Origin of the sequence: Rahnella inusitata (assembly GCF_018288855.1) — a bacterium.
GTDB classification, from domain to species: domain Bacteria; phylum Pseudomonadota; class Gammaproteobacteria; order Enterobacterales; family Enterobacteriaceae; genus Rahnella; species Rahnella inusitata.
In genome coordinates, this window is the sequence record NZ_CP065024.1 from 4,630,528 (window position 1) to 4,644,740 (window position 14,213).

Here is a 14,213-nt window from a genome sequence, read left to right on the forward strand (position 1 = left end):
GGTTGCCTGCCGCCATCTTTATGGCATTACTGCGCGGCGGCCTTCGGTGCGTTGACAGGTTTACGCAGAATTTCATTAATGTGCGGCTCCGCGATGGTGCCGGTTATCTGATAGCGAATCAGCGAAATTTTATTCCACAGCGGGGCGAGCACTTTACTGGCAGCAAACACCGCCACGCCGACCACCGGGTTAATCACAAAGGCGGTTGCCACGCCAACGGTAGCGGAAATTTCCGGGGCGATCACGGCCTGGAGATCCAGCTGCTGATTCACAAAATTCACTTTGCCGGTGATGGCGATGTCCGCCGCCAACCCGTCAACCAACAGATCGTCGGTGTGTAACGTGCCGTCTTTAATCCATGCGGTCGATTTGATCGAATCGAAGTAGAAGCCCTCTCCGAAGGTATCGCTGAAATCGAGGCGCAGCTTACGCAGCAATGCGTCGAAGCTCACCAGACGCAATAACTGACCGGCACGGCCACCGCCGACGTCGGCGATTTCACCTTTACCCAGCTCGTTTTTCAGCGTGCCGTTAAGGGTACTGACGTCCGGTTTCCACGGCACGGATTTCCAGTGCAGGTCGAAGTTGATGTCAAACGGCGCGCCCTTCAGCGGTGTGGTGACGCCAAAGAAAGACATCGCCTGATCGATATTTTTGCCGCTCAGCTTGCCCTTCAGGCCGGTACTTTCGCCCTGAGCATTCTGTTTCCAGTCGCCCTGCACGTCCAGACGCGCGACGCCAGTGTCGATCAGGCCGTTGCGCAGCATCAGTTGATCGCCCTGCGGTGTCACATCGGCGTTCACCTTACGGAAGTTCTGACCGAGGAACCAGCAGACCTCACAGCGCAACTGCACCGCAGGCCAGCTGGCGAAGGAAACTTTGTCACTGGCAAACGGATTCCCCGCCGGTTTGCCGCTGCCTGCGACATCGGCCACCGTCCATTGCGGGTTGAAATAGAGATAGCTGAGGTTCGCCAGCCATGGACCGTTGTCGTTCATGTTCAGCGTGCCGTCAATCTCTTTGCCTTTCGCCTTGATCTCCATGCCCTGACGCCCCTGCGTGGAGCTTATCGTCAGGTCATTCCATACCTGTCCCCCCAGCGTCAGCGCCGGTGTCGTCAGGATGATTTCATGCGGGAAGCTGAATCCGGCCATTTTTCCGTTGCCGCTTTTACCATTACTGCTGCTTTGCGCGGCTTTATCCGGCGACAGCAAACCGAGCCAGCTTTCGCCATCGAGCGGCGGCAGGTTTAGCGTCAGGCTGCTGTCTGCGGGCAGCGGCGGCGTTTTTTTGGTATTGGCCTGCCAGGAAGCACGATCCAGTTTCAGCTGTTTACGCAGCAACCAGCGGCTGTTGAAATGATCTTTACCCGCCAGCACACCTTCGAGATTGAAACTGTGTAAATCGCCTTTCACCTTCACCAACAGTGGCATGGCGTTTCCGGCCTTTTTGCTCAGCGGGTCAGGTAAGTGACTGCTCACATCTTTCAGATCGGCGTTCACATCCACGGTGTAGTTGGGTGTGCCTTTGTGCGGCAGGGAGATATTGACGTCACCCTTCCACGGCGTTCCTCCGGAAATTTTGCTCGCCGCTGCGGCAGGCAGACCCGGCAATTTCGAAAGTTGCCAGTTTGCGTTCAGACCGACCTGAATTTTGAAGTCATCCGCCAGTTCCTGCGTGCTAAACATCACGTTGACTGGCTGCCCGAACCAGGTGCCGGTTAACTGATTGCTTTGCAGGTTGCCGTTGTCATAGCTGAACTGACCGCTGAGATGGCTGATCGTGCTTTCCAGCGGTTTGATCAGCAGGCTGTTGTCTTTAAGCGTCACGCCACCGGTCGCGCGAACTTCCTCGCCGTCCAGCGGAATATCCAGATGTAAGCGGCCATTCACTTCGCCGCTGATTTGCAGCTCCTGCAATGCGCCGCCCAGCGTGTCGTGCAGCGGCGTATTCATGAAGTAATCGCCGATATCTTTGCCCGAACCGCGCAGGTCGGCATCAACAAACAGCTTTTGTTTCAGATAGTCAGGAATATTGGCGACAACATTATTACCATCAACATTGCCCAGTTTGGTGTGCTCAGCCTTCATGAACAGGCCGTCGTTGAGGAAATCGAGATCGATATCCAGATCGGTCAGCGCTGGCCATTTCGGCTGGAATTCGAATGTGGAATGACGCAGGGGCACCCAGACCTGGAACTGCCCTTCGTTCTTTTTGAACGGGAAGTGATGCGGATTGCCGTTGAAGGTCAGCGTAGCGTTATCCACCTGACCGCCTTTAATCGCGCCGGTCAGATAATCCACCAGATGTTTACCCATCAGGTGTTCAGGGAAGTAGCGCCACGCCTGTCCGGCGTCGTACAGACGGATACCAGCCAGAATATTCAGCCACGGCTCGCCTTTTGCCGGCTGAGCATAGTGGAAATCGCCCTTCGCCCACAGCGCATCGGCTTTGACGTCGACGTCTTTACCGGACAGCGTCCAGCCATCCTGATCGTTCGTCCAGCTGATGGACCCGGTTGCCGCACTCACATCCAGCGGCGCGCGGAACATCTCCCCGTAAGGCAGCAGGCTGTCTTTCAGTTTGACGTCTAGCTGACCGCTGGCCACGCTGCCTTTCAGGCTGCCGTTGAAATGATTAATACCCGGCAGTAATTCCCAGCGCTGCCAGCTGACATCGTGCCAGTCGGCGATAAAACGGGTGTGTTCAGGTTGTTTAAGCGGAATGTCGAGCGCGAGGCGATCGATATTGCCCGCCGGTTTCAGATCCTGCCAGCGTTCTAACAGCGTCGGGGTAAGGAAAGAAATGGTCGGAATGACCGGCCCGAGACGTTCCAGTTGCAAATTGGTGCCGCGAATGCGCAGTTCTTCACCCTGCGACGGGCCAAGAAATTCGTTATTTTCCGGCAGATACAGTGCCTCCAGCGTACCTTTCGGCCAGGCGACGCCGTCGGTTTTGATGTTCAGCTGTTGAGTACCGAGCTGCCAGCCATTGCCCTGACGGTTTCCGTGCAGCGTCAGGTTATCGACGTCCAGACGGTGTAGATCATCACCGGTTTTCCAGGTCGCGGAACCGGCCTTCAGCAGCGCGTCACCGGCGTAGACATCGCCGTTGCGTACGGTCAGCCACGCCGCCAGACTGAAATTAGCCGTCTCAAGACCGGTGTTGCTGCGCAGCCAACGGCTAAACCACGGTTTCATGTCGATATCGTCGGCTTGAAGGTAAATCTTGCCGTTGTTCAGCAGGCCGTTGGAATCGTTCAGATCCATACGCAGTTGCACCACGCCATGCTGGCCGTTGAAACTCGACAGGCTCAGTTGCCCCTCGGCACGGTGGCGGTTGTGCGTGTTCAGCCAGGTCAGCTGCGGGATATCAAATTCGGCGCGCGGGCCGGACGGGGTCAGGAAGGAAATACGACTGTTGCGCAGGTCGAAGTGATCCACCTGCCGGAGGAAAATATCGCTGATGCGGTTGGGCTTAAGGCCGTTGCCTTGGTTGTCTCCGCCCAACGTACTGTTGAGATCCAACTGCATATTGTAGAAAGTGAGATCGCGGAACTGCCAGCGCAGATGCAGCATCGATTGCCAGACGTCCAGCGCCATGGTGATACGCTGAACCTTCAGGTTGGCATCCGGCAACGTGACCTGCAGGCCGCGGATCTCCATAATCGGGCCAAAGGTTTTCCAGCTGGCACTGATCTGTGACAGTTCGATCGGCACGCCCGTGACGGATTCAACTTTTTCGACCAGCTGATTCTGGAAACGGCTCAACTGAGGCAACGCCAGACGTAAGCCACTGATCACCAAAGCCACTATCACGACAAGGGTTGCGCTGGTGGTTAATAAGATACCGGGCAGTCGCCTCAAACTTCTCTCCTTGTTTCCCATTCCATACCGGTCTTCACCCGTACAGACGGCAATGGAAACCTGTTACTTCCTGATGCATCTGACACTTTGCCTTCAGATCACATCATCACGACGTCAAACTGCTCCTGACTGTAGAGCGGCTCCACTTGCACTTTGACCTGTTTGCCGACGAAAATTTCGACTTCAGCCAGTGCATGGGATTCTTCGCCCTTCAGCGCTTCGCCCACGGCCGCCGAGGCGTAAACCAGGAAGCGGTCGGAATCATACGCATGATGCACGCGCACGATTTCGCGCAGAATTTCGTAGCATACCGTTTCGACGGTTTTCACCGTGCCGCGCGCATGACAGGTCGGGCAATCGCTGCACAACACATGTTCGACGCTTTCACGGGTGCGTTTGCGGGTCATTTCAACCAGACCGAGCGCAGAGAAACCGTGAATGCCGGTTTTCACGCGGTCTTTCGACAACGCCTGCTCAAGACTGTGCAATACGCGACGGCGGTGATCTTCATTCGACATATCAATAAAGTCGATGATGATGATACCGCCGAGATTACGTAACCGCAGCTGGCGGGCAATCGCCTGCGTCGCTTCGGTGTTGGTGTTGAAAATGGTGTCTTCCAGATTGCGATGGCCGACGAACGCACCGGTGTTGATGTCCACGGTGGTCATGGCTTCGGTCTGATCGATGATCAGATAGCCGCCGGATTTGAGTTCCACCTTGCGCTCGAGCGCACGCTGGATTTCATTTTCCACATCGTACAAATCGAAAATCGGTTGCTTGCCGTTGTAATGCTCAAGCTTGCTGGTCATTTCCGGCATGTACTCACTGGTAAATTCCACCAGTAATTCATAGGTCAGGCGGGAATCAACACGAATGCGATCCAGCGCTTCACCGGCAAAATCACGCAGCACGCGGTGCGCCAGTGCCAGCTCGCCGTACAATTTGTACTTGGTTTTGTTGCGACGTTTGCGCTCCATCACCTTGGTCCACAGGCGCTTGAGATAAGCTGCATCCTGCTTGAGTTCTTCTTCGCCCACGCCTTCGGCGGCGGTACGAATAATGTAGCCACCGTGCTCGTCACAATATTCAGAGACGATACGTTTCAGGCGATCGCGCTCGGCTTCGCTTTCAATGCGCTGTGAAACGCCCACGTGCGACGCACCCGGCATAAACACCAGATAACGTGAAGGCAGAGTGATGTCCGTAGTCAGACGCGCGCCTTTGGTACCGAGCGGGTCTTTCACCACCTGCACCATCAGATCCTGGCCCTGATGCACCAGTTCTGCGATGTCGCGCACGTTGAAATTTTTCTGCTCATCACGGGCGACACATTCAGTGTGCGGCATGATGTCAGACGCGTGTAAAAACGCGGCTTTCTCAAGTCCGATATCAACAAACGCGGCCTGCATCCCAGGCAATACGCGACTGATTCGTCCTTTATAAATGTTGCCGGCAATCCCGCGCTTGGTTTCGCGCTCAATATGGATTTCCTGCAGAATGCCACCGTCAATGTAGGCCACGCGGGTTTCAGACGGCGTGACATTGACCAGTAATTCAGCTGTCATGTTTTCTCCTAAGCTCGCGTAAGGCAGCAAATTCATTGAGCAGCTCCTGAGTCTCCACCAGCGGGAGCCCCACGACTGCATAGTAACTGCCGCGAATTTCACGGACGAAACAACCGCCCTTTCCCTGAATACCATAAGCGCCCGCTTTATCCATGGGCTCACCGCTCAGAATATAGTGTGCAATGTCATCGGCAGATAGCGAACGAAAGGTGACATCAGTCACAACCAGCGTACTTAGACAATCTCGCCTGTCAGCGAAAGCGACAGCGGTCATGACCTGATGCTGCCTGCCGGACAATGCATTAAGCATAACAGCGGCTTGCGATTCATCACGCGGCTTTTCCAACACTTTACCGTCGAGAACCACAATGGTGTCCGCGCCCAGCACCGGCAGATCTTCCGTCGCGACCGCAACACCGGCTCGCGCTTTATCTTTCGCCAGACGCATAACATACGCGTCCGGTGCTTCATCATGCTGACGTTCTTCCGCCACGTCAGTTACCAGACGCTCAAAAGGCAGATCCAGTAACCCCAGCAATTCACGCCGGCGTGGCGATCCGGAAGCGAGATAAAGTTCGGTCATAACATCCTCATTGAACAGCAAACTGACGACGAATTTTACGCATCAGCAAGAACAGCCACGGCCACAGAATACCGTCCACCACGCTGCTCCAGAAAACTTCAGGGCGAAACGACACGTTCACCACCATGAACTGGCCCCAGAACACCATCACGTCTACCGCCAGCGACAGCACCATGACGATAAGCGCCTGCTGCCAGAGTGCCAGATTGCGGAATAACTGGAATTTGAACGCGACCAGATAAGCGGTGATGGCAAACGCCAGCGCACGAATACCCAGCGTTGAACCGAGGATCAAATCCATGATGAAACCGACAATAAAACCGGTGCCGACGTTGACGCGGTGCGGTAATGCCATCACCCAGTAAATCAAGATCAGCAACAACCAGGAGGGCCGGAACATATAGATCTGTTCAGGCCACGGCATGACCTGCAACAACATGGCTATGATAAAGGATAGCCAAATAATCCAGCGTCCGTGGCTCCGGTAGCTGTTCATCGCGTCGCCCTCGGCGTCACGGATGTGCTAACCGGTGCCGTCACAGTGCCGGTTGCCGGTGCCGGAAGCGGTGCCGGAGGCCCCATATCACCCGGCGGCGGCAATACCTGAGGCATCATTTGCATCAGACGTTCATTGGCCACACGATGGACTTCATCAGGCGGCAACGGATGATCACCGTTGCGATCCGAGCCCCACAGCAGTAGCAGATAACGCAGACGTTGCAGACCGGCCGTCGGACGTGCCTGAATCACCGTATAAGCGCGCTGGTTGTCGACTTTGACAGAAGACACCACGCCCACCGGATAACCTTCAGGGAAACGGCCACCGAGACCAGAGGTGACAAGTACATCGCCGACGCGAATATCGGTATTGCTTGGCAGATGTTCCAGTTGCAGATCGTCCGCACAGCCGCTGCCGGCAGCGATCACGCGGATATCGTTACGCAACACCTGAATTGGCAGGGCATGGGACGCATCGCAAATAAGCAGCACACGGCTGGTGAGTGCACCGACGGCAACGATCTGACCAACAACGCCCTTATCGCTTATCACCGGCTGGCCGACGTAAACGCCGCTATTGCTGCCTTTATCAATGACGACCTGATCACTGTACGGATCGTCGCTGGTAGACAGAACCTGAGCCACCATTTTGTGCTCGTCCTGACGCAGCGGCGAGCCCAGCAGCTCACGCAAACGGGCGTTCTCTTGTTTGTATTGACCAAGCAGCATCAGGTCGCTGTTTTTCAGCAACAATTCCTGGCGCAAAGCACGGTTTTCCAGCTCGAGCTGGCCGCGCGTCGCGAACGTCGAGGAAACCTGATCTAAGAATTCACGCGGGGCGTTTGACAGAAAATAGAAGGGACTGACGGCAGTATCCATATAGGTGCGGATTTTAACAAACGTACCTATTTTACTGTCGGCAACAATCAGGACAATGGCCGTAAGAATAGCCAAAAAAAGTCGCAGTTGCAGGGAAGGTCCCCTGCTAAAAATTGGCTTCATAAAATATGCGAGTTCCTCGGCAACAGAAGGTTTCAGTCAGACGAAGTCAATGCTTCCCCTGACAGAAAAGGCGGCAATCTCATGGGATAGCCGAAAACACCGCCTAAACATTCTCAGTTTAGACAGTGTTTGCGCGGATCCACATTGAACACTGCACACTTCGCGTTGCAGGTTTTACCTGACGGACAACCACCTTCCCGGGCAGACTATTTTTTGAGAGGAATAAAGGAAAAAACGTATTCCGTCATCAATCAAATCGTCGCTGAGATTACTCTTCGCTGAATAAGTCGCCGCCGTGCATGTCGATCATTTCTAATGCTTTACCGCCGCCGCGAGCAACGCAGGTCAACGGATCTTCTGCGACTACCACCGGAATACCGGTTTCTTCCATCAGCAGACGATCGAGGTTGCGCAGTAACGCGCCACCGCCGGTCAGCACCATGCCACGCTCGGAAATGTCAGACGCCAGTTCTGGCGGACATTGTTCCAGTGCAACCATCACTGCGCTGACGATACCGGTCAGCGGCTCTTGCAGCGCTTCCAGGATTTCGTTGGAATTCAGCGTGAAACCACGCGGAACGCCTTCAGCCAGGTTACGGCCACGCACTTCGATCTCGTGCACTTCATCGCCCGGATACGCCGAACCGATGCTGTGTTTGATACGTTCAGCTGTGGCTTCACCAATCAGGGAACCGTAGTTACGACGCACGTAGTTAATGATAGCTTCATCGAAGCGGTCACCACCAATACGTACAGAAGAGGAATACACGACGCCGTTCAGGGAAATCACAGCCACTTCCGTGGTACCGCCGCCGATATCCACCACCATAGAACCGGTGGCTTCTGAGACAGGGAGACCCGCACCGATCGCCGCAGCCATCGGTTCTTCAATCAGAAACACTTCACGTGCACCAGCACCTTGTGCGGATTCACGAATAGCACGGCGTTCAACTTGCGTTGCGCCGACCGGTACACAAACCAGCACGCGCGGACTTGGGCGCATGAAGCTATTGCTGTGAACTTGCTTAATGAAGTGTTGCAGCATTTTCTCAGTCACGAAGAAGTCAGCGATAACGCCGTCTTTCATTGGACGAATAGCTGCGATATTGCCGGGAGTACGACCCAGCATCTGTTTTGCGTCGTGACCAACAGCAGCAACGCTTTTAGGTGAACCAGCACGATCCTGACGAATTGCCACAACTGATGGCTCATTCAGCACGATGCCTTGTCCTTTTACATAGATGAGGGTATTGGCGGTACCCAGGTCGATGGACAAGTCGTTGGAAAACATGCCACGAAATTTCTTAAACATAACGAAAGGATAATCCTGCTAGCTGGGGGCGGAAAATAAAATCCGCCTACTTTACCAACCACGCGAAGCAGCGACAAGGCGCAAAAACGTCCTGCTTACGTGAAAATTGTCCGCGATGTCGCCATTCACTTGAGGTGACTTTTTGAGGCTGATGGCACTGCGATATAATTCTGTATCGCAGGCTAGATTTACCTCGGGCAGGCACCCAGGCGAAGTAGCAACACCGCACATAAATTCTTACACTTTCACCAGGAATCTCCGTCAACCCGCGGCCAGATGATAAGCACCGTATGCCAGGCAAGGGAGTCGGTCGAAAGCTGGGTCATTCTACGTTAAATAATCGGTTTACGGTCACTTAAACATCGCTGTTGTGTGAATATTTTTTACCAACCGGTTCAACGGGCTCCGGTCCGGCAAAAAAATCACCCTGGCCACCGTGGATCCCCTTACTCAGCAGGATCGACCACTCATCCTTTGTTCGCACGCCGGAGGCAAAGACCAGAGCCTGAGTCCCTTCACATGCACTGAGCAGGCTTTGTACAAACAGCTGATTTTCAATTCTTTTATCTATATCGCGCACCAGACCCGGATGAAGTTTGACCCTTTCCACCGGGAAGGTTTTCAGATAAGAGGTACTGACCACCGTCAGACCGGCCTGTGAAACTGCCAGACGACAGCCTAAACCTTGCAATAAACGAATCGCAGGACGCAGGCGGTCGGTATGTTGACAAAGATCTGCCTCAGCAAGTTCAATCAAAATCCGATTTCGCTGTAATCTTTCACACTGAAGCAGCGTATCGCGCAGCCAGCGAACAAATGAGCGCTGCAATAATGAATCAACCGTCAGGTGAAATGCCAACGTTTCGTCCGGCCAGCGGTTAAGTAACGGAATAATCTGACTTATCATTATGCGGTCGTAACTTTGAGAAAGACCGAACTGCACGACCAGTGGCACAAACTCTGCGGCCAGCAACTCATTCTCCCCGTCGAAGACGCGGCGCTGTAATTCACGATGATCGAGTTTACCATTTCGGGAGAAGGCCGGTTTCTGATACAAACGCGGCCCGCCGCGCGCCAGTGTATTTTCCAGTAAGGTTCGCCAGCGCACGCTGCCGCGCCCTTTCTCAGGCACATTATTGTCGAAAATAAACCAGCTGTTGCTGCCCTGGAACGCCGCGTGACGCGTTGCCTGCTGAACCATATCCATTACCTGATCCGGCGTCTGGCCAAAACGATAGGCGCTGATGCCGATGTACATCAGGGCATCGCGATCAATCAGCGACGACGTCGGTAATACCCCGAGCGCATTGACCAGCTGCGCCGCCATCACTTCAGCTTCTTTGAGCGTCCGGTGTGGCAGCAGAACGGCAAAATCACTGTGGAAGTAACGCGCCAGTAAGGCATCAACGTGGCGCATCACAAAGGTTGAGAGCAGATTAACCATCGCGGAGCGCAACTCATCGACCATCGCCTGACCGTGAGTTTCACGCATCAGGTCGAAATCAGGCAGGCGCAGCAGCATGATCACACCATGTGTGCCCTCTTCTTCCAGCTGCGTCGCCAGCTGATTATCAAAGAACAAGCGGTTACTGAGCCCGGTTTGTGAATCCTGCTGGGCGTAGGCGCGGATCAGAGTATCAACGCGGCTGCGCTGCTCGCGGGCTTCATTAAGATCGGTCAGCAGGAGATCAATGGCGCTGCTGGCGGAATGCGGCCATTCGCCCAGATTTCCGGTCAGTCCCTCGCGCTCACCGCGTAAAATCCGTATCGCGCGATCTTCCAGCTTCTCAACGCCATCGGTTTCCTGTCGCAGCCAGCGAAAACTGAGCAATACCATGCCGAACATAATCAGGATCGCCACACTGATGGTGAGCGTCGAGCGCATGGAACGGATGTAACTGCTGACGGGGTCAATATAAGACACATGCAGCGACATATCGGGGTGTTGCATGAGAGGGTAAATGGCCGTGTTGTATTCAGGCATCACGCTGTCCCACGAGCGGTGTAAATCCGGACGTTCGTGGTACTCGTACACAGTGGAGCTGTTGAGTTTCACCACAATATCGGTGACGTCCAGCATGCGCATCGCCTGCGGCAGCCAGCGCTGCGCTTGTTCGGGAGATTGGGTCAGCAGCGCCTGGTCATAGGTCGTCGTCAGTGCCTGAAGATGTTGCTCTGTGTTTTGCTTATTCAGATAGATAAAACTAAAGGTCACGCCGAGCAACATCAACAACATTGCCAGCGCAACTAACATCGAAATCAGTGCTGAGAGTCGGGTAGTAAATCGCATCCCTGTGCCTTACTCGCTACGGTGAAGTGAAAACAGGACCGTTCTCCTGCCATAAAAAACGTGGCTATATTACCTCAGTAAGAGAAACAGGATTTGACATACATTCATAGCATAGCAACTGAAAAACCCATTAATTCAGAATTGTTATACTTCCGATCACTTTTTAGAAATTCGTTTTTACTTTCCATACCTCGCAAAAGCCGGAGTTACACGCCATGCTGTCTGAATAATCATAAAAATTATGAATGCGTTTGATGTTTAAAACCGGAGACTGCCATGTACAAACCCCGCAAACTCACCGAGGCGGATGTCACGCCCGAAAGCATATTCTACGATCGCCGCAAAGTGTTGCAGGCGCTGGGGATTAGCGCTGCAGCACTGGCACTGCCGCAGACGGCCCAGGCGGATATTCTCTCCTGGTTTAAAGGCCACGACCGACCGCCTGCACCTTCGGGTAAACCGCTGGACTTCAGCAAACCTGCTGCCTATCAGAATGACCTGCCGCTGACGCCGGAAGATAAAGTCTCCGGTTACAATAATTTCTATGAATTTGGTCTGGACAAGGCCGATCCGGCTGCCAATGCGGGGCAACTGGTCACATCGCCGTGGAAGATCACCCTTGATGGCGAAGTCGGTAAACCGATGACGCTGGATATGGATGACATCATGAAGCGCTTCCCGCTCGAGCAACGCATCTACCGTATGCGCTGCGTCGAGGCGTGGTCGATGGTGGTGCCCTGGGTTGGTTTCCAGCTGAGTGATATTCTCAAACTCGCTGAACCTACCAGCAACGCACGCTATGTGGCCTTCACCACGCTGTATGACCCGGAGCACATGCCCGGCCAGAAAGACCGGTTTATTGGCGGCGGGCTGGATTATCCGTACGTGGAAGGATTGCGTATAGATGAAGCGATGAATCCGCTGGCGATGCTGACCGTCGGCGTTTATGGCAAAGCGTTGCCGCCACAAAACGGTGCACCTATCCGCCTGACGGTGCCGTGGAAATATGGCTTCAAAGGCATCAAATCGATCGTGAATATCAAATTTACCAAAGATGAACCGCCAACGACGTGGAATCAGATTGCCAACAACGAATACGGCTTTTATGCCAACGTGAACCCGCATGTGGATCATCCGCGCTGGTCGCAGGCAACAGAACGCTTTATCGGCGCAGGCGGATTACTCGACGTCAAGCGTCAGCCTACGCTGCTGTTCAACGGTTATGCCGAACAGGTGGCGTCGATGTATCACGGCATGGATCTTCGTAAGTTCTATTAAGGAAAGGAAGTCATACGTATGCGCCGTCTGAGCCCTGCAAACATTACCTGGCTGAAAGTCATCATCTGGCTTGCCGCAATCCTGCCCTTTATATGGCTGCTGCTTTCTGTCGATCAGGGCTGGTTCAGCGCCGATCCGGCGAAAGACATTCAGCACTTTACCGGTCGCATGACGCTGAAATTTTTACTGGTGACGCTGCTGGTGACGCCGGTTGCACGCTATGGCAAGCAACCGTTGCTGATCCGCACCCGCCGTCTGCTGGGATTGTGGTGTTTTGCGTGGGGAACACTGCATCTTCTGAGTTATTCCTTCCTCGAACTGGGGGTCAGTAACCTGCGACTGTTAGGCAGTGAACTGATTTCGCGCCCCTATCTCACGTTGGGGATTATCAGCTGGATACTGCTGCTGGCATTGGCCTGCACTTCGACGCTGTGGGCACAGCGTAAAATGGGCACAACCTGGCAGAAATTGCATAATTTTATCTATCTGATCGCCATTCTTGCGCCGATCCACTATCTTTGGTCGGTGAAAGTGTTATCGCCACAACCCGTGATCTACGCGGCAATCGCCGCCATTTTGTTGGCACTTCGTTATAAGAAATTCCGCCAGTGGCTGCGATAGGCTGCGGAACTTTTCTGTGTTCTGCCCCTCATAATTCCTGTAAATCAACCCTCTTGCACCGGCCGAGGGTTGATTATCTTCGCTGATAAGACCAGTATTTAGCTGCTAATTGCCACGATATCATTATAATGCCCGACCTCATGTTGAGGAGACAGGACGATTTGCCCCGAAACAGGTGACAAATCGGTGACATCAGGGTATTTTCTACAATCTTTGTCTAATTGCCGGAGATAGGCTCACAATGGCGCATAAGTTTGACATTTTGCTACTGAACGGTCCTAACCTGAATTTGTTAGGTACCCGTGAGCCTGAAACGTACGGACACACCACGCTCAACGATATTGTTAAAGGTTTGGAAACGCAGGCTGCTGCCGCTGATGTGGCACTGAGCCATCTGCAATCTAACGCAGAACATGTCCTGATTGAACGCATTCATCAGGCACGCGGAAATGTCGATTTTATCCTGATCAATCCCGCGGCCTTTACCCATACCAGCGTGGCGCTACGCGATGCATTACTGGGGGTCTCGATTCCGTTTATCGAAATCCATCTGTCAAATGTACATGCCCGCGAAGCGTTCCGGCATCATTCCTATCTTTCCGACATCGCAGTGGGCGTCATTTGCGGACTTGGCGCAGACGGCTACCACTTTGCTTTACAGGCAGCAGTTAATCGCTTGTCTAAAACCCACTAATTTCTACGCAAAAAGAGTACGGAATCACACCCATGGATATTCGTAAAATTAAAAAACTGATCGAACTGGTTGAAGAATCAGGTATTTCTGAACTGGAAATTTCTGAAGGTGAAGAGTCAGTTCGTATCAGCCGTGCTGCACCTGCGCAGGCTTATCCTATGATGCAACAGGCTTACGCTATGCCTGTTCAACAGCAGCCGGGTCTGGCTGCTGCGGTCGCTCCAGCAGCACCTGCTGAAGCCGCTGCTCCGGCTGCAATCAGTGGTCACATCGTTCGCTCCCCGATGGTAGGTACCTTCTACCGCACGCCAAGCCCGGACGCGAAAGCCTTTATCGAAGTGGGCCAGAAAGTGAATGCTGGCGATACTCTTTGCATCGTTGAAGCGATGAAAATGATGAACCAAATCGAAGCGGACAAATCCGGTGTTGTTAAAGCAATTCTGGTAGAAAGCGGCCAACCGGTTGAATTCGACGAGCCGCTGGTCGTCATCGAATAAACGA

11 protein-coding genes are annotated in these 14,213 nt (G+C 53.7%); 4 read left to right on the forward strand and 7 right to left on the reverse strand.

From position 1 onward, the window contains the following. Nucleotides 1–26 precede the first annotated feature (26 nt). The 7 genes from yhdP to csrD all read right to left on the reverse strand — a co-directional run bounded on the left by yhdP (nt 27) and on the right by csrD (nt 11,119). Nucleotides 27–3,866, reverse strand: coding sequence for an AsmA2 domain-containing protein YhdP (gene yhdP / locus I2123_RS21600; protein ID WP_213051491.1), 3,840 nt, complete (start codon nt 3,864–3,866; stop codon nt 27–29). A gap of 98 nt (nt 3,867–3,964) precedes the next feature. Continuing rightward, a complete protein-coding gene (gene rng / locus I2123_RS21605; RefSeq protein WP_112168383.1) occupies nt 3,965–5,434 on the reverse strand; it encodes a ribonuclease G in 1,470 nt (489 codons plus the stop codon). After that, entirely contained in the window at nt 5,424–6,017 is a 594-nt protein-coding gene (locus I2123_RS21610) for a Maf family protein (protein WP_112168384.1), read from the reverse strand. Before I2123_RS21610 ends, rng begins: the two co-directional genes overlap by 11 nt. Before the next feature lie 7 nt (nt 6,018–6,024). After that, nucleotides 6,025–6,513: a rod shape-determining protein MreD gene (gene mreD / locus I2123_RS21615; RefSeq protein ID WP_112168385.1), complete on the reverse strand. Its 489-nt coding sequence runs from the start codon at nt 6,511–6,513 to the stop codon at nt 6,025–6,027. Continuing rightward, nucleotides 6,510–7,517, reverse strand: coding sequence for a rod shape-determining protein MreC (gene mreC / locus I2123_RS21620; protein ID WP_112168386.1), 1,008 nt, complete (start codon nt 7,515–7,517; stop codon nt 6,510–6,512). The genes mreD and mreC overlap by 4 nt, the downstream gene beginning before the upstream one ends. A 268-nt stretch (nt 7,518–7,785) precedes the next feature. After that, nucleotides 7,786–8,829, reverse strand: a complete 1,044-nt coding sequence (gene mreB, locus I2123_RS21625; RefSeq protein ID WP_013577291.1) for a rod shape-determining protein MreB — start codon at nt 8,827–8,829, stop codon at nt 7,786–7,788. Between the two features lie 355 nt (nt 8,830–9,184). Beyond that, nucleotides 9,185–11,119, reverse strand: coding sequence for an RNase E specificity factor CsrD (csrD, locus tag I2123_RS21630; RefSeq protein WP_112168387.1), 1,935 nt, complete (start codon nt 11,117–11,119; stop codon nt 9,185–9,187). 276 nt (nt 11,120–11,395) lie between these two features. Here csrD and msrP point away from each other — a divergent pair, with 276 nt between their 5' ends. The 4 genes from msrP (at nt 11,396) to accB (ending at nt 14,209) form a co-directional block, all read left to right on the forward strand. Beyond that, nucleotides 11,396–12,397, forward strand: a complete 1,002-nt coding sequence (msrP, locus tag I2123_RS21635) for a protein-methionine-sulfoxide reductase catalytic subunit MsrP (RefSeq protein WP_112168388.1) — start codon at nt 11,396–11,398, stop codon at nt 12,395–12,397. Between the two features lie 18 nt (nt 12,398–12,415). Beyond that, nucleotides 12,416–13,018, forward strand: coding sequence for a protein-methionine-sulfoxide reductase heme-binding subunit MsrQ (gene msrQ, locus I2123_RS21640; protein ID WP_213051492.1), 603 nt, complete (start codon nt 12,416–12,418; stop codon nt 13,016–13,018). A 241-nt stretch (nt 13,019–13,259) separates the two neighbouring features. Next, complete coding sequence (gene aroQ / locus I2123_RS21645) at nt 13,260–13,712, forward strand: type II 3-dehydroquinate dehydratase (protein ID WP_112168390.1); 453 nt, start codon at nt 13,260–13,262, stop codon at nt 13,710–13,712. A 32-nt stretch (nt 13,713–13,744) separates the two neighbouring features. Beyond that, nucleotides 13,745–14,209, forward strand: coding sequence for an acetyl-CoA carboxylase biotin carboxyl carrier protein (gene accB / locus I2123_RS21650; RefSeq protein WP_056776171.1), 465 nt, complete (start codon nt 13,745–13,747; stop codon nt 14,207–14,209). Nucleotides 14,210–14,213: the final 4 nt, after the last annotated feature.